This window comes from Bowmanella denitrificans (genome assembly GCF_002887595.1).
Taxonomy (GTDB): domain Bacteria; phylum Pseudomonadota; class Gammaproteobacteria; order Enterobacterales; family Alteromonadaceae; genus Bowmanella; species Bowmanella denitrificans.
In genome coordinates, this window is the sequence record NZ_PEBU01000010.1 from 122,152 (window position 1) to 138,051 (window position 15,900).

General features: G+C 52.8%; 13 protein-coding genes. 10 read left to right on the plus strand and 3 right to left on the minus strand.

Features of this window, described 5'->3' with window-relative positions; all coding sequences use genetic code 11:
- Positions 1–203: 203 nt before the first annotated feature.
- Positions 204–2,021 (plus strand): DUF3413 domain-containing protein, encoded by a 1,818-nt coding sequence (locus CSR04_RS17675; RefSeq protein WP_102797643.1) that lies wholly within the window; start codon positions 204–206, stop codon positions 2,019–2,021.
- Positions 2,022–2,087: 66 nt separating this feature from the next.
- Positions 2,088–3,902 carry a DNA helicase RecQ gene (recQ, locus tag CSR04_RS17680; RefSeq protein WP_102797644.1) on the plus strand — a complete coding sequence of 605 codons (1,815 nt, stop codon included), beginning with the start codon at positions 2,088–2,090 and terminating at the stop codon, positions 3,900–3,902.
- Positions 3,903–3,929: 27 nt separating this feature from the next.
- Here the strand turns inward: recQ and CSR04_RS17685 are convergent, their stop codons facing one another.
- Together CSR04_RS17685 and CSR04_RS17690 are read right to left on the minus strand one after the other, a co-directional pair.
- Positions 3,930–4,241, minus strand: coding sequence for a response regulator (locus CSR04_RS17685; RefSeq protein WP_102797645.1), 312 nt, complete (start codon positions 4,239–4,241; stop codon positions 3,930–3,932).
- Positions 4,241–4,546, minus strand: a complete 306-nt coding sequence (locus tag CSR04_RS17690; RefSeq protein ID WP_102797646.1) for a c-type cytochrome — start codon at positions 4,544–4,546, stop codon at positions 4,241–4,243. Before CSR04_RS17690 ends, CSR04_RS17685 begins: the two co-directional genes overlap by 1 nt.
- Before the next feature lie 71 nt (positions 4,547–4,617).
- Between CSR04_RS17690 and CSR04_RS17695 the strand changes: the two genes are divergently transcribed.
- From CSR04_RS17695 to CSR04_RS17715, 5 genes are all read left to right on the plus strand, one after another.
- Entirely contained in the window at positions 4,618–6,066 is a 1,449-nt protein-coding gene (locus tag CSR04_RS17695) for a protein adenylyltransferase SelO (RefSeq protein WP_102797647.1), read from the plus strand.
- Positions 6,054–6,377 (plus strand): DUF3630 family protein, encoded by a 324-nt coding sequence (locus CSR04_RS17700; protein WP_102797648.1) that lies wholly within the window; start codon positions 6,054–6,056, stop codon positions 6,375–6,377. Before CSR04_RS17695 ends, CSR04_RS17700 begins: the two co-directional genes overlap by 13 nt.
- Before the next feature lie 176 nt (positions 6,378–6,553).
- The gene (locus CSR04_RS17705) at positions 6,554–9,334 is read left to right on the plus strand and encodes an EAL domain-containing protein (RefSeq protein ID WP_245921718.1); all 2,781 of its coding nucleotides are present in this window, start codon (positions 6,554–6,556) and stop codon (positions 9,332–9,334) included.
- A 657-nt stretch (positions 9,335–9,991) separates the two neighbouring features.
- Positions 9,992–10,609 (plus strand): GTP cyclohydrolase II, encoded by a 618-nt coding sequence (gene ribA, locus CSR04_RS17710; protein ID WP_102797650.1) that lies wholly within the window; start codon positions 9,992–9,994, stop codon positions 10,607–10,609.
- 102 nt (positions 10,610–10,711) lie between these two features.
- Positions 10,712–11,227, plus strand: coding sequence for a GAF domain-containing protein (locus CSR04_RS17715; RefSeq protein WP_102797651.1), 516 nt, complete (start codon positions 10,712–10,714; stop codon positions 11,225–11,227).
- A 573-nt stretch (positions 11,228–11,800) separates the two neighbouring features.
- Here the strand turns inward: CSR04_RS17715 and CSR04_RS17720 are convergent.
- A complete protein-coding gene (locus CSR04_RS17720; RefSeq protein WP_102797652.1) occupies positions 11,801–12,664 on the minus strand; it encodes an ATP-grasp domain-containing protein in 864 nt (287 codons plus the stop codon).
- 68 nt (positions 12,665–12,732) lie between these two features.
- Here CSR04_RS17720 and CSR04_RS17725 point away from each other — a divergent pair, with 68 nt between their 5' ends.
- The 3 genes from CSR04_RS17725 (at position 12,733) to CSR04_RS17735 (ending at position 15,837) form a co-directional block, all read left to right on the plus strand.
- Complete coding sequence (locus CSR04_RS17725; RefSeq protein WP_102797653.1) at positions 12,733–13,308, plus strand: cytochrome b; 576 nt, start codon at positions 12,733–12,735, stop codon at positions 13,306–13,308.
- Positions 13,309–13,405: 97 nt separating this feature from the next.
- A complete protein-coding gene (locus tag CSR04_RS17730; RefSeq protein ID WP_102797654.1) occupies positions 13,406–14,917 on the plus strand; it encodes a thymidine phosphorylase family protein in 1,512 nt (503 codons plus the stop codon).
- On the plus strand, positions 14,914–15,837 hold the full coding sequence (locus tag CSR04_RS17735) for a ribose-phosphate diphosphokinase (protein ID WP_102797655.1): 924 nt from the start codon (positions 14,914–14,916) through the stop codon (positions 15,835–15,837). Before CSR04_RS17730 ends, CSR04_RS17735 begins: the two co-directional genes overlap by 4 nt.
- The last annotated feature ends 63 nt before the right edge of the window (positions 15,838–15,900 follow it).

The window sequence follows — 15,900 nt, forward strand, 5'->3', positions numbered from 1 at the left end:
GGCCCAGGGACTTGGCAAGACATACAGATATTCACGAATTCTGACGCCCCCTAACCACAACTCACAAAGCTTTACAAAGGCTGCACAGATTGAATTATCCGCCCCGCCTAGACTGCCCCCGAAGCCACCGCTCACGTTGCCAATGGGTCCTCTGATGCGGGCGGTGCGCTTCTTCTGGATATAACCGAACCAACGAGGGATCAATGCACCGGCAACTTCATGCTTTTGGCTGGTTTTTGCTTATTAATGCTGGGCTGGCCTGTGTGATCAGCATCCGCTACTTTGCCTACACACACTGGGAATGGCCGGGGCCAGCTGTGGTTTACGCCGCGCTGTCTGTGCTGGGCCAAATGCCGCTGCTGGTATCATTGTGTGGTGCATTGGCACTGCCCTCATTGCTTATCCGTCAGCCGGTTGTGCGGCATGCATTACTGGCACTGCTGGCGACCTTCAGCCTGGCCTTGCTGATAGTCGATACCCAAATCTACGCGCAATTTCGCTTTCACCTTAACTCCATGATCCTGACAATGTTGCTGTCCGGCGGCATGGTGGAATTTAGCAACTTAACTTACGGCATCTCAGTACTGGTTGTATTAACCCTGTTTACCCTGCAATGGCATCTGCTCGGGTATTTATCGCAGCGCCCGGGGTTACTGAACTTAACACTGGGCAGACGCATTACCGGTTTGGCCCTACTGGCACTTTTAACGACCCACATCAGTCATGTATTTGCCGCCGCCACTTATTATCAACCCGTCGTGCGTCAGGGCGATGTATTACCGCTGTTTTTCCCCACCACCGCCAACAGCTTGCTGGCGCGCTGGCAGCTTATTGATGAGGCTTCCTCACCACACAGATTTAAATCCACCAGCAATGACCAGTTGGCTTACCCTGCCGCCCCGCTGGCCGTGCAAAAACCGGCTGTGTTGCCTGACATTCTGGTGATTATGCTGGACAGTTGGCGATATGATGCGTTTAACCCGCAAGCCACCCCGAATCTGTGGCACTTTGCCCAACAGGGCGTGGTACTGAATAACCATTATTCCAGTGGCCACGCGACTCGTATGGGAATGTTTGGCTTGTTTTATGGATTACCAGGCAGCTACTGGTCAGCCTTTCTGGCAGCACAGCAAACGCCATTGCTGATAGACCGCCTGCAGGCTTTGCACTACCAAATGGGTATTTTTGCCTCGGCGCACCTGCGCCGCCCGGAATTTCACCGCACGGTATTTGCTGGCATCCCAAACCTGCGAGACAGCACAGAAGGGCCATCGCCTGCGGCCAGAGACCTGCAAATTACCCGGGAATGGCTGGACTGGCAGGCACAGCGTTCAGCCACTCAGCCTGCCTTCAGTTTGTTATTCTTCGATGCGTTGCATGGCTATGATGTACCAGCAGACTATCCGCCCAGATTTGAACCTATGCTGGATGCAGTCAATCATCTGGCCCTGAACCAGGATTATGATCCTGCACCTTTGCACAATCGTTACCTGACTGCCGCGCATTTTATCGACCAACAGGCCGCAACGGTGTTATCCGCTTTGCAAGAAAGCGGCAGACTGGAACATACCCTGGTGATCATCACCTCGGATCATGGCGAGGAATTCAACGACAACCGCCAGAATTACTGGGGACACGGCAGTAACTTCAGTCAGGCACAGGTCAAGGTACCAATGGCGGTGGTCGGCCCGGGCGCAGAGCTACTCAAGGAACTGGCATCTTCAGGCGCGCTTACAAGCCATCTGGATCTTGCCCCCAGCTTACTTCGCCACTATCTGGGTGTGCAGAACCCGGTGGCCGATATAGCCGTCGGCATGGATTGGTTCTCAACGCCGAAGACCAGACAGTTTGTGCTCAGTAGCGGCTATGAACAGTTTGCATTGCTGTTTGACGAGGGTCCCGTACATGTTACCCATATGGGCCACGAAACGCTGAACTGGCAGAATCAGCCACAACCACGGGCGCTGGACAGCAACAACATTCAACAGGCCATGTTGCAAATGAGCCACTTTTATCGCTGATTGCGGTCATGAATTCCTGATAACTTTGGGGTAGACTAGCGGCCCTGTTTTTCTGACCCCGAAACCATGTCTGACGTTCTGGCCTCCCCCCTAACACAACCCACCCCGGCAAGCGTATTGCGGGAAGTGTTCGGCTACGACAGTTTCCGGCCCGGTCAGGAACAAGTCATTCTGGCCTGCCTGGACGGACAGGACAGTCTGGTACTGATGCCCACCGGCGGCGGTAAGTCGCTGTGCTACCAGGTGCCGGCACTGCTGCTACCCGGCCTGACCCTGGTGGTGTCTCCGCTGATTTCATTGATGAAAGATCAGGTGGATGCCTTACATGCCTCCGGCGTCAGTGCCGCCTATCTGACCTCAGCGCTGACCCGCCCCGAGCAACTTAACCTGCTGGCCGGCGTGCAGGATGGTAAATACAAACTGTTGTATGTGGCCCCGGAACGGCTGGTCCAGCCAGAATTTATTCAGCGTTTGCAACATATTCAGGTCAGCCTGTTTGCCATTGATGAAGCCCACTGCGTGTCACACTGGGGCCATGACTTTCGCCATGACTATATGGCCCTTGGCCAGCTTAAGCACTTCTTTCCCCATGTGCCAATGATGGGGCTGACCGCCACAGCCGACCCGGCCACTCGCATGGATATACTGCAGCAACTTCGTTTGCACCAACCCATGATCTATCAGGGCAGTTTTGACCGCCCCAATATTCGCTACACCCAGTTGCAGAAATACAAGCCCATGGAACAGCTTGAAGCCTATATAAAGGGCCAGGAAGGCAGCGGCATTATTTACTGTAACAGCCGCAAAAAGGTGGAAGATGTAGCCTTTAAACTGGCCAATCGTGGGATTAACTGTGCCGGTTACCATGCCGGTATGGAAGCCGAGATCCGTGACATTACCCAGCGTAACTTTCTTAAAGACAATATTGATGTGATTGTTGCCACTGTTGCGTTCGGCATGGGCATCAATAAACCGAATGTGCGCTACGTGGTGCATTTTGATCTGCCCCGTACCATCGAGTCTTACTATCAGGAAACCGGCCGCGCCGGGCGGGACGGCAGCCCGGCCGAAGCACTGTTGTTGTTTGACGAAAAAGATGTGGCGCGCATTCGTGAATGGATCAGTCTCACCGACAATCCTCACCGTCAGGAAGTGGAGCTGCAACGCTTTGCTGCCATGGAGGCCTTTGCCGAAGCGCAAACCTGTCGGCGCCAGGTGTTGCTGAACTACTTTGGTGAATACAACGCCTCGGCCTGCGGCAACTGTGATATCTGCCTGGATCCCCCCAAGGCCTTTGACGGCACGGTAGCCGCGCAGAAAGTCCTGTCCTGCATCTACCGTCTGAACCAATCGGTGGCCAGCCAGTATCTGATCGATGTATTGCGCGGTAAAAAGCTAAAACGTATTGTCGACAGCGGCCATGACCAACTCAGCACCTATGGTATAGGTAAAGACGAAAGTGATGCCTGGTGGCACAACCTGATCAATCAACTGATACACCAGGGGCTGGTCAGGGTGGATATTACCCAGAATGCCATGCTTAAACTGAATGAAGCCGCCCGCGCGGTACTCAAAGGGGAATTACCTGTTAGTCTGGCCGTGCCCAGAATGAGTTTGAATCTGGGTAAAAAAGCCAAGCTGGATAACCGCAACTACGACAGGGCGCTGTTTGCCAAATTGAAAAAGCTGCGCAAAGCCATTGCCGAAGAAGACGAAGTACCACCTTTTGTTGTGTTTTCCGATATGACGTTGTCGCATATGGCAGAAATCCTCCCCACCAGCGAGCGCGATATGTTGCAGGTCAGCGGTGTAGGTCAAACCAAACTGAGCCGCTATGGCGAGGCCTTTTTAAATCTGATCCGCGATCATCTGACAGGGTAACAGGCTAAATCAGCACGATCCCTGCTGCTATAACTTCTGCAGCAAACGCCGCACCTGTTCGGCAAAGCCAGGCAGCGGCTGCCAGTTTGCTACCCACCCCAGACAATGTTCGGGCAGAGTGTCAGGCGCAGCCCCATAGCCTATTTTGGTGATACTGGCAGGCATAGTAGCCAGCACTTGTTGCCCGCCCAGCAAGACATCAAAGGGCCTGGCAATCATAGCCACCACTGCCTGCTCCGGTGTAGCGAAATCCATCACATCAAAACCACCGGTGCTTTGCAGCACCAGGGTCAGGTCCTTTCTAAGCCTGGCTTGCTGCTCAATAAGCAGAATCCGCACTATTTTCCGGCAGGGTCGAGACTGGCGTAATAGGCGGCCAAATTAGCGATATCGTCGTCAGACAGCGGTTTGGCCATAGGAGCCATCACCATATTTTTACGCTCACCGTCACGAAAGGCTTTCAGTTGCAGCACCAGATACTGCTCTTTCTGACCAGCCAGATTGGGGTACATGGGGATTGGAGATATACCATTGGCCCCGTGGCAAGCCGCACAAGTCGCCGACTTGGCTTTACCGGCGGCAACATCGCCGGCCAGTGCAGAATAGGATGCAAACAAAGCTAACAGTACAGCAAGTTTCTTCATAACAACTCCGGGTAGTGGTCTTATTGAATGTTACAATAGCCCAAGTTTTCATTTTTCCATACGGCAACACTGTGTATTTGGCTCACACTTACGCCCAACAATTGGCAGACCTGGGAAGTCAGGTGCGGGTGCAAGCGCCGCAGGAGGCTTGGTTAGCCCATGTTAACCATGCCCTGCTGGCGGATCTTGATCTGGATCCACTACTGTTTGAACAAAAAAGATTATTTGCTGAATTGTTCAAGGAACAGGGACTGCTGAATCGTCAGGCCATGGCACAAAAATACGGCGGCCACCAGTTTGGCCAATGGAACCCGCAACTGGGTGACGGGCGCGGATTGCTACTTGGCGAAACCCGGGATAAGCAAGGTAAGCCGGTAGATCTGCATTTAAAAGGGGCCGGCCAAACGCCCTATTCCAGATTTGGTGACGGCCGCGCCGTACTGCGTTCCACCCTGCGTGAGTATCTGGTGGGCGAAGCCATGCACCATCTGGGCATCCCCAGCTCCCGTTCCTTGTGTCTGATTGCCAGTCAGGAACCGGTGCAACGTGAGCAACAAGAAACCGCGGCAATGATGATCCGCACCTGCCAGAGCCATATACGTTTCGGCCATTTCGAGTATTTTTTCCATAGTGGTCAAAGCGACAAGCTACAAAGACTGTTTGATTATTGCCTGACCCAGCATTTTGCCGACATGCAGGGCAGCGACAATCCGTATTTGGACCTGCTTGAGCGCATTGTACTGACCACCGCCGAACTGGTTGCCAAATGGCAGGCCTTCGGTTTTGCCCACGGCGTTATGAATACCGACAATATGTCCATCCATGGCATCAGTTTCGACTTCGGGCCTTACGCTTTTTTAGACGACTTTCAGCAGGACTTTATCTGTAATCATTCTGATCATCAGGGCCGTTATGCCTTTGACCGTCAGCCCGGCATTGCCCTGTGGAATCTCAATGCGCTGGCACATGCCTTTAGTGGCCATCTGGATATTGACCAGCTTAAACAGGCGTTGGCCAGCTACGAGCCCCACCTGCTAAGCCACTATTTCGACCTGATGGCAAAAAAACTGGGCCTGCAGAATGCCGATGAGCAGGACAACCGGGATGAAAAACTGATTGGCGACTGGCTAAGCATGCTCAGTCAGCAGCGACGCGATTACCACTGCGCTTTTCGGCTGCTCAGTCACTACCAGCCCGGCCAGGAAGCACCACTGTTGGATTACTTTATCAATCGTGATCAGGCCAGCCAGTGGCTTACCCGATATCAACAAAAGCTGGCGACCCAGCCGCAGTCGCACCAGGAGCGTCAACAGGCCATGCAGGCCATTAACCCCAAATTCGTGCTGCGTAATTACCTGGCCCAGCAGGCCATTGAACAGGCACAGCAAGGCGATTTTGGCGAATTTGAGCGCCTGTTTGAGGTACTGAAACGCCCTTTTGCCGAGCAACCACAGTTTGACACTTATGCCAAACCGCCGCCGGATTGGGGTAAGTCGCTGGAGATTTCATGCAGCAGTTAAAGACGCTGCAATTTCGCCTGCAGGGCCATGCATTATTGATAGATAACCTGCCCTCATATGCAGATGCTGATATGCAGCTATTTTGCCAGTCCTTGTGCCACGGCTTGCAGGCAACGCTTCTGGCCATGGAAAGCGGTGCAGACCGGCTGCAATGCCGTTTTGAACTGGATGGCAGCATTTTTATCCTGTACCTAGAAAGCCTGTGTGAAGCGGCCTGGGTGGAGGCCTTTTATCACACAGATATCGCGGTATTGGCCCAGCGTCTGGCACTGGTCGGCGCACAGCAGCTTGCCCCGCAGCACCAAGCCTGAGCCAAGGGTTTGATAACCAATTACAAATCAGGGCTTTTAAGCGCCGCCAAAGAATTTATACTGTGGCTACAACGATAAAAAAGTAATCAAAGCCAACGTTGAAACTCACCTCTTACATTCTGCTGCTTCTTGCATGCCTGCTGCTCGGTTCGATGTTGCCATGTCAGGGACAGCCTTTGATTCTGGATTCGGCCTTTACCAGTCAGGAACTCAACGGCCAGATTGAATATCTGCGTGCCGAAAAATACGCGCAGTTGTCTGACGTGCAAGCCAGCCCAGACTGGCAGCGCCAATTGGATATTCAGCCATTGTCGCCACAGCAAAGCCTGTGGGGTCGCTTTAAGGTTGTACAGCAGGCTGGCCATCAGGCCAGATTCGCTTTTGTGATTGCCAATCCAACCCTGGACGAAGTGGATCTGTACCTGCTGGATGACCGGGGCCGTATCCGCCGCTCGTTAATGATGGGGGCCTTGCGGCCTTTCAGCGCCAGAGAACTGAATCACCGACATTTTCTGATCCGCCTGGATATGACGCCGGGGGAACAACTGGATATTTACTTCCGCATTGCCGACAAAGGTCCGCTGGTATTCCCTGTGCAGTTATGGCGTGACGAAGCACTGATTGCCGAAGAACAGGCCAACCTGGCCATTATCGGCATGATTGGCGGCGCCCTGTCGATTCTGGCGTTTTATTACCTGATTACCTATGTGCTGCTGCGCAGTCCGGTACGTTTCTGGTTTTCCATGGCCAGTTTCAGCTTTTTACTGCTGTTTTTAAATGTGGAAGGGGTGCTGGTACAGATTGTACCGGGGCTGTCTGGCTATATCTCTCTGCTAACCCTATGCCTGGTGGCCCTGGCCCTTTTCAATGCATCCAAGGTGTCGCATCTGATGTTGCACGGCGTACCCATGTACTGGCGCTACGTGTCTTACAGTGCCTCTTACCTGCTGCTGTTGTGCGCCTTTATACTGAACGATTACTGGCAGATTATTGCCGCCATTGGCCTGGCGGGTGCGACCCTGGTAGTGCAACTGGGTGTGGCCTGGCGCTTCAGCGACCGTAAAGACGGCCGCCCTAACCGCCTATACGCCATTGGCTGGTCCAGTATCAGTCTGATTGCCTTATTGCAGTCGGGTTTCTATTTAAGTGGCGTGATTCTGGAATCCACCCTGAGCCTGTATCTGACTTTACTGACCTTGTTTGGCATCTTGTTGATTGCCCTGGCGGTAGAAGCCCATCAACAAGCCCAGGTGCTGTCCCGTTACGAACGCCAGAGCAACACCATCAATGACTTAAGGCGCTTCTATGAGTTGTTCCGCAACTCGGCCGAGGGCCTGTATACCTCAACCCTGGCTGGCAAACTGATTACCACCAATCCTGCTATGTGTAAGCTGTTTGGCTATGACAACGAACAGCAGATGCTGAAAGAATGCGGCAATACCTCACAGTTTTATGCCAACCAGGTGGACAGGCTGACCTTAGTGGAAGAACTGGTTAAACAAGGGGTGGTGATGGGCCGCGAGATCCGCGGGGTACGCCGTGATGGCAGCCAGTTCTGGTTCTCCATTTCGGTACAGTTGCGCCATGAGCACAACGAGGATTACCTGTTCGGGACCATCTTCGATATTACCGAGCGCAAAGAATCCAGCATGAGCCTGGAATATATGGCCACTCACGACCCGCTCACCGGAGTATATAACCGCCGCGAATTTGAGTTGCGTCTGCGCCGGGGCCTTAGCCAGGCCAGAGATGCCGAACAGGAATTAACCCTGCTGTATATGGATTTGGACCAGTTTAAAGTGGTCAACGACACCTGTGGCCATAAGGCCGGCGACATCCTGATCAAGCAGTTGTCTCAGCAGTTAAATCAGGTAGTGGAAAACAAAGGTATTCTGGCCCGCTTAGGTGGCGACGAATTCGGCGTGTTGCTGGAAGGTGAACAGGCTAATGATCAACATGCCTACCTGCTGGCCAACAAACTGCTGAATGTGGTGCAGCAATTCCGCTTTGTATGGGACAACCGTATTTTTACCCTGGGTATCAGCATCGGCCTGGTGCCTTACCACCGCGCCATTCATTCACCCGAACAATTACTCAGCATGGCTGACTCAGCCTGTTATATGGCCAAGGAACAGGGCCGCAATCAAATTCATACCTACTCCAAGCAGGATGACAAAATTCAGCGCTATGAAACCGAATTGCATTGGGTTTCACTGATTAATAAGGCCCTGCAGGAAGACAGGTTTGAACTGTACTACCAGCACTACCATCCGCTGAATAAAATCTCCCGTGGTTACCATTATGAAATACTGCTACGTATGCAGGGCGACGAACCCGAGCAGATTGTGTCGCCAGCATCGTTTTTACCGGCCGCCGAACATTATAATCTGACCGCGCAAATTGACCGCTGGGTAGTGGAACATTATTTCCGCTGGCTGGCCGCCAATCCGGAGCATAAAAACAGTCTGGTGCGGGCCAATATCAACTTAAGCGGCCATTCTCTGGGCGACAAGGAACTGCGTCTGTTTGTGCTTAACGCCTTTGAAAAACACGGTATTCCTTACAATAAAATCTGCTTCGAGATCACCGAAAGCATGGCCATTATTAAAATGGATGAAACCCTGGAGTTTATTAAAACCTTCCACCAGCTAGGCTGCACCTTCGCTTTGGACGATTTCGGCAGCGGTTTCTCCTCGTACGGCTACCTGAAGAGCTTGCCGGTGAATTACGTGAAAATAGACGGCGGCTTTGTGAAAGACCTGTTGGTCGACCCGGTGGATATGGCGATGGTCAGTTCCATTAAAGACGTGGCCAAGGCCATGGGCATGAAAACCGTGGCCGAGTTTGTTGAAAGTAAGGAAATCATGGTGGAACTGGGCAAAATGGGCGTTGATTACGCTCAGGGCTATGGCGTGGCCCGCCCCGCCCCACTGCGCGACTTCACCCCCCTCGCCTGATCACAATATTACATCATCTCTCGCAGAGGACGCCGAGTCTTCAGGGCATAGATTGAATGATCTGCTGTATGCCGCTGTAGTGGAAATATATGTGCCTGAAAGCATAAATAACCACAGAGGCACAGAGAACACAGAGAACACAGAGTGTTCAAAGGGGCTAATTCACTGCGAAGGCATCTGCACTCATCATCGTGACTTATAAAAGCCATATATTTCAATGAATTATCTTAACATCAGGCTCTTCTCCGTGACCTCTGTGTCTCTGTGGTGACATTGATCTGAACTAAGTTGTAAATAACCACAGAGGCACGGAGAACACAGAGTGGCTGAAGGTGTTAGTCCCAGATGAGACCATATTCTCTCACCTTCTAGGCACATAAAAATCCTACATTTCAATAATATTAGTTTTGTCTCCTGCTCTTCTCAGTGCCCTCTGTGCCTCTGTGGTAAAAGAAATCTTTACCGAAGGTCGTGGTGAAAGCTCAGACAAAGCGAGCGATTAAAGCCAACCATTCAACTTATTAGATTAACCAATTCACTATTTTGATTTTCCATTGTCGGCCTTTGCCGCTATATTGTGCCTCCCTTGGCGGGCAGCCTGCACAGTGCGAGCGCCCGATACTGTACTAAACTCGATAAAACGGCCAAGTTCAGACCATGACTAACGCGGATTCGCCTTTCGAATATATCAGCAGTGCCAAATTGCCCACCCGGTTTGGCCAGTTCACCATCCATGGCTTTGTAGAAGTCGCCACGGACCAGGAACATGTGGCCCTGTCCTACGGCGATTGGCAAAAAGACGAAGTGGTGCCCATTCGCATCCATTCTGAATGCCTGACCGGCGACGCCCTGTTCAGCACCCGCTGTGACTGCGGATTCCAGCTTGAAAAGGCCCTGCAGAATATTGTTGAGCATGGTAAAGGGGTGATTCTGTATCTGCGCCAGGAAGGTCGTGGTATTGGTCTGCTCAACAAGATCCGCGCCTATCATTTGCAGGACAACGGCATGGATACCGTGGAAGCCAACGAACATCTGGGCTTTGACGCCGACCTGCGCGATTATCGCATTTGCCGTTTTATGCTGGATCACCTGAATATCAGCAAAGTTCAGTTAATGACCAATAATCCACGTAAAATCAAGGCCCTGACCGACCTCGGAATCGAAGTGGTCAGCCGTACCCCCATCGACCACGGTATTACCGACGACAACCGCGGTTATATCCGCACCAAGACGCAGAAACTGGGGCACGAATTCGACCCGCACCTGCTGAAATAACATACAAAGAATGCCGCAACAAAAACGCAAATAAGGCTGTTAAGACACAGCCTTTGGCATTATTCTTAATCTATCCCTGATTGATAAATTGGTTGTTTCAACATGTCAAATCTGTCAACAGAGTCTGTTTCTCTGGTGACTAAGGACCAGTTACTTTCCATTATCCAGGCCCAGTCCGATATTATTGGCGGCGGCTTAAACCTTACCCAAGTGATGCAAAAAATGGCCATGCTGGCCGAGCAGCTGACTTTTGCCTCGGGGGCGGTGGTCGAGATGCTGGACGGCGATGAAATGGTCTATCGCGCCGCCACCGGCAAAGCGCAAAGCCGTTTGGGTATGCGACTGCATAAGGACAGCAGCCTGTCTGGTTTATGTATTAAAGAAAACCAGGTGCTGAACTGCCGCGACGCCAACCAGGACCCACGGGTAGACAGGCAGGCCTGCCAGGCGGTGGGGCTACAGTCTATGTTGGTGGTACCGCTCAAGTATGCTGACCAGGTGGTGGGGGTAATTAAGGTGTTCTCGATTAAAACCGACAGCTTTGACGAGGTGGACGCACAAATCCTGACCATGGCCGCCGAGATCATCAGCGCCGCCATGCACTCCCTGACCAAATAACCCGGTTTTCCTACCAAAAGCATAAAAACCACAGAGGCACAGAGAACACAGAGTGGTTGAAGGGGCTAATTCACTGCTAAGGTATCTGCCCTTATCATCGTGACTTATAAAAGATATATATTTCAATAAATTAGCTTAACCTTCTGCTCTTCTCTGTGACCTCTGTGTCTCTGTGGTGACATTGATCTGATCAAGTTTATAAATAACCACAGAGGCACAGAGCACACAGAGTTTTTGAGGGTAGTATCCTAGCGAGAGGACTTTTGCACTCACAGTCGAGACCAAAAAAATACTTTATTTCAATAAGTTAGTTTAATCCCCTGCTCTTCTCCGTGACCTCTGTGCCTCTGTGGTGACATTGATCTGATCAAGTTTATAAATAACCACAGAGGCACAGAGCACACAGAGTGGTTGAAGGTATTTTTCCGCTGCGAGCTTTTCTCAGCACCACTGCGTCTCAGTGCCGAGAATGAAGAGTTTTCAAATGCATAGATTAAAAATCTCCAGCTCTTCTCCGTGTCCTCTGTGTCTCTGTGGTAAACAAATTCTTTACCGCAGGGTCGTGGTGAAAGTTCAGCCGAAGCGGGCAACAAAGGCATCCACAAAGCGCTGGGGTGAAGCAGCGTCCATATTGAAATACAACGAAGGCTCAATCAGCTCCAGTTCCATCACCGCAAAGCCGTCTGCCAGACGCACATAATCCAGCCGCGCATACAAGGTGGGCTCGGGCAAGGCCGCCAGGGTTTGCCGGGCCAGTTCCAGCAAGGCCGGTTCGGGTTCAACCGCTTGCAGATAACCGCCATGTTCCTCCTGCACGCGAAAATCTCCCGCCTTGGGCCGCTTAACAATACAATGACTGTACTCGGTGCCGAAGAAAAATAGTGAATACTCACCTTCCTGCAAAATAGCCGGTACAAATGGTTGTATTACATGAGCACGACCGGCAAAACGTTCAGCCAGCAGTGCGGCCTGGTCTTGCAGCCTTTGTCGAATTAGCCGGTAAGTGTCGTCTGCATTGGCGCTGACCAGCGGCTTAATAATCAGTTCGTCACAAGCAAAATGCTCAAACGCGCTGTGACAGTCGGCCAGATGAAAGTCATCACGCCACAAACTGGGCACGATGGCGATACCCCGCTGTTGGATATCGCGTAAGTAACCTTTGTTAATATTCCAGCGTACCAGTGCCAACGAGTTGACCAACATCGCCCCTGAAGCATCAATACCTTCCAGGCAGCGCAAAAAAGCCCCGGCATCCTGCTGGTAATCCCAGGGGCTGCGGATCACCACCACATCAAAGCGCGCCCAGTCAACGTCTTTTGCCCGCCAGGACACCCGCTCCACATGCCAACCTTTGACGGCCATGGGTGCATACAGCAAGTCGTCATAAACAAAGTAGCCTTCGAGGCTGTCCATGGATAAAAAAGCACAGGTTTTCATAAGGCTTTACTGCAACGGGTGAGAGCGGCAATATAGCCTGCCAGAACCTGAAACAACAAGCAAAGAGCATGGCGTTAACCAATAGCGATAAAGACTACGGCCGCATTGCCAAATGGCTGCACTGGGGCACTGCCCTGTTATTTTTAGCCTCCTATTGTGCGGTGTATTACCGCCAGTGGTTTACCGAGAGGCAAACCCCGGAAAACTGGACCGCCCTGCAGCTACACCTGTCGGTGGGCGTGACCATAGGGGTATTACTGGTATTACGGTTGATTTGGCGCCTGACCAATACCCAACCACGGATCTGCCCGGGCCCAGCCTGGCAGGTTAAAGCCGCCCACTGGGGCCATTGGCTGCTGTATGCGATGATTTTTATTATGGTATTTACCGGCTATACCGGCACCGGCGCCAATACCGAGTTTTTCTTCTTGTTTGATATCCCTAAATTTGAAGATACCGCCATGATGCCAGCGTTAATGTCATTGCTGGGGGTGGAATACGCCGCTTATGAGGATGTGATGGACTTGATCCACAAGGACATTGGCGGAGCCTGGCTGGTTTGGATGCTGATTCTGGGCCATGCCAGCGCCGCTTTGTATCACCATCTGGTGGTAAAAGATCGCACCCTGAAAAAGATGCTTTAAGCCAACCCCACTTGATTGGGATCAAGCAGCTTCTATCCTCAGTGTATTAGCCTGCCGGAATGAATCTGGCAGCGCTTGTCGCACTTGGAACATAAATATGGAAACCGTACACAGCCTGAATGCCGTACGAATGGGCATCGACACCCACCAGGAACCCGTGGTGTATATGCGCCAGGATTGTCACGTGTGCAAGGCGGAAGGCTTTAATGCCAGCAGCAGAGTATTAGTTACCCACGGCAGCCACATGTTGGTGGCGACCCTGAATGTGGTGGAACAGCATGTTCTGCCGCCGGGCTCGGTGGGGCTGTCGAATATCGCCGCGCTGCGACTGCGCGCCGAGCAGGGTGACGCCCTGTGCATTGCCCATGCGCCGATTCTGCAGTCTATGAGCGCGGTCAGAAAAAAAGTCTTCGGCCATGCCCTGAGCAGCAGTGAAATGCGTGACATTGTGGTGGATATTGCCGCCCACCGTTACAGCGATATCGAAATCGCCAGCTTTCTCAGCGTCTGCGCGGGCAGTCGTTTGAATCTGGATGAAATCACCAGCCTGACGCAGGCCATGGTCGCCTGTGGCAAACGCCTGAGCTGGGCCGGTGAACGGCAAATTTATGACAAACATTGTATCGGCGGCATCCCGGGAAATCGCACCACTCCCATTGTGGTGTCCATAGCCAGCGCTGCCGGTCTGACCCTGCCTAAAACCTCTTCCCGGGCCATTACCTCGCCAGCGGGCACAGCCGACACCATGGAAGTGCTGACCAATGTCGACCTGCGGCTGGAAGAGATTCAACGCGTGGTCGCACAAACCGGTGCCTGTCTGGCCTGGGGCGGCGCGGTAAATTTAAGCCCGGCCGATGATCTGTTAATTCGCATAGAGCGGGCCCTGGATTTAGACGGCGAAGGCCAATTAATTGCGTCGGTGCTGTCGAAGAAAATCGCCGCCGGTTCCACCCATGTGGTGATCGATATTCCGGTCGGCGACACCGCCAAGGTACGTAACCGTCAGCAAGCCGACAGGCTGGCCGCGCTGTTTACCGAAGTGGGCGAAGCCTGTGGCATTTATGTACGCTGCGTAATCACCGATGGCAGTCGCCCCATTGGCCATGGTATCGGCCCGCTGGAAGAAGCGCGGGATTTACTGGCGGTTTTACAATGCCAGGCCGACGCGCCCAGAGATTTACGTCACCGCTCTTTACTGCTGGCCTCACATTTACTGGATTTGGCACAGAATTGCGGCCTGGAAGCCGCCCTGTTACAGGCCACCGAGATCCTCGAGTCCGGCCGGGCCTGGGGCCAGTTTAAGATGATTGTGGCTGCCCAGGGCGGTATGCGCGAATTGCCCGTTGCCCCCTACCAACACCAGCAAAACAGCAGCCGTCATGGTGTATTAAGCAGCATAGATAATCGCCGCCTGGCCAGGCTGGCCAAGCTGGCCGGTGCGCCACAAGACAAAGCCGCCGGGCTGCGTTTGCATGTGGAAGTGGGTGACAGAATTGTGATTGGCCAGCCGCTGTTTACTTTGTACAGTGACAGCCAAGGCGAACAAGAGTACGCCCTGGAGTATTACCGCGAAAACCGCGATGTATTTTGTATTGAGGAGCCCCTATGAGTTTAGGTCGTGCACTGGTGCTGTTCAGCCTGACGCCACACCCGTTACATACCCCCCTTGCCCAGCAGTTAGGGGCGGAATCGGGGCGTCTGGAAAGGCGCGATTTTCCAGACGGCGAATCCTATTTGCGGATTAACAGCGACGTAACGGGTAAAGACGTGCTGGTGCTGGTCGACCTGGTGCACCCCAATGACAAATACCTGCCGCTGATTTTTCTGCTGGACACCCTGCGCGAATTCGGTGCCGCCTCGGTGGGGGTAATGGCCCCCTATTTAAGCTATATGCGCCAGGATATCCGCTTTAACCAGGGCGAAGCCCTGACGTCGAAAATTTTTGCTGGCGCCTTATCCAGACATATGGACTATCTGGTTACGGTCGACCCACATCTGCACCGTTATCACAGCCTCGACCAAATCTACAGCGTGCCCAGCCAGGTGGTACAGGGCGCCCCGGCATTGGCCCAGTGGCTGAAAGGACGGGACAATTTGCTGTTAGTCGGGCCAGACGCCGAAAGCGAGCAGTGGGTAGCTGGTATTGCCGGGCTCTGCGGCCACCCCTTTGTGATTGGTGAAAAGCAGCGTAACGGTGATCGCGACGTACAAATTCAGCTGCCAGACCTCAGTGCCTACGCAGGGCGCACCGCCGTGATGATTGACGATGTGATCTCCAGCGGCCAGACCATACTGCAATGTATGCAGGCCCTGAATAAAGCGGGTATTGAGCAACAGGAATGTGCCGCAGTGCATGGTATTTTTGCCGAAGGCGCAGCACAAATGCTGCTGGAAGCCGGTTTGCAGGCCCTGGCTACCAGCAACAGTATTGCGCATTTTTCCAATGCCATTGACCTCAGCCCCCTGCTGGTCGCGCCTATACAGCAATGTTTACAGTTAATAAACAGCACAAAAGTGGTGGATAATTAACCAGGCTTCTCCCAGGCCATACTTGTGATAGTCTGGAAGCTTATTGTTGTCTGGAGCCTGCCT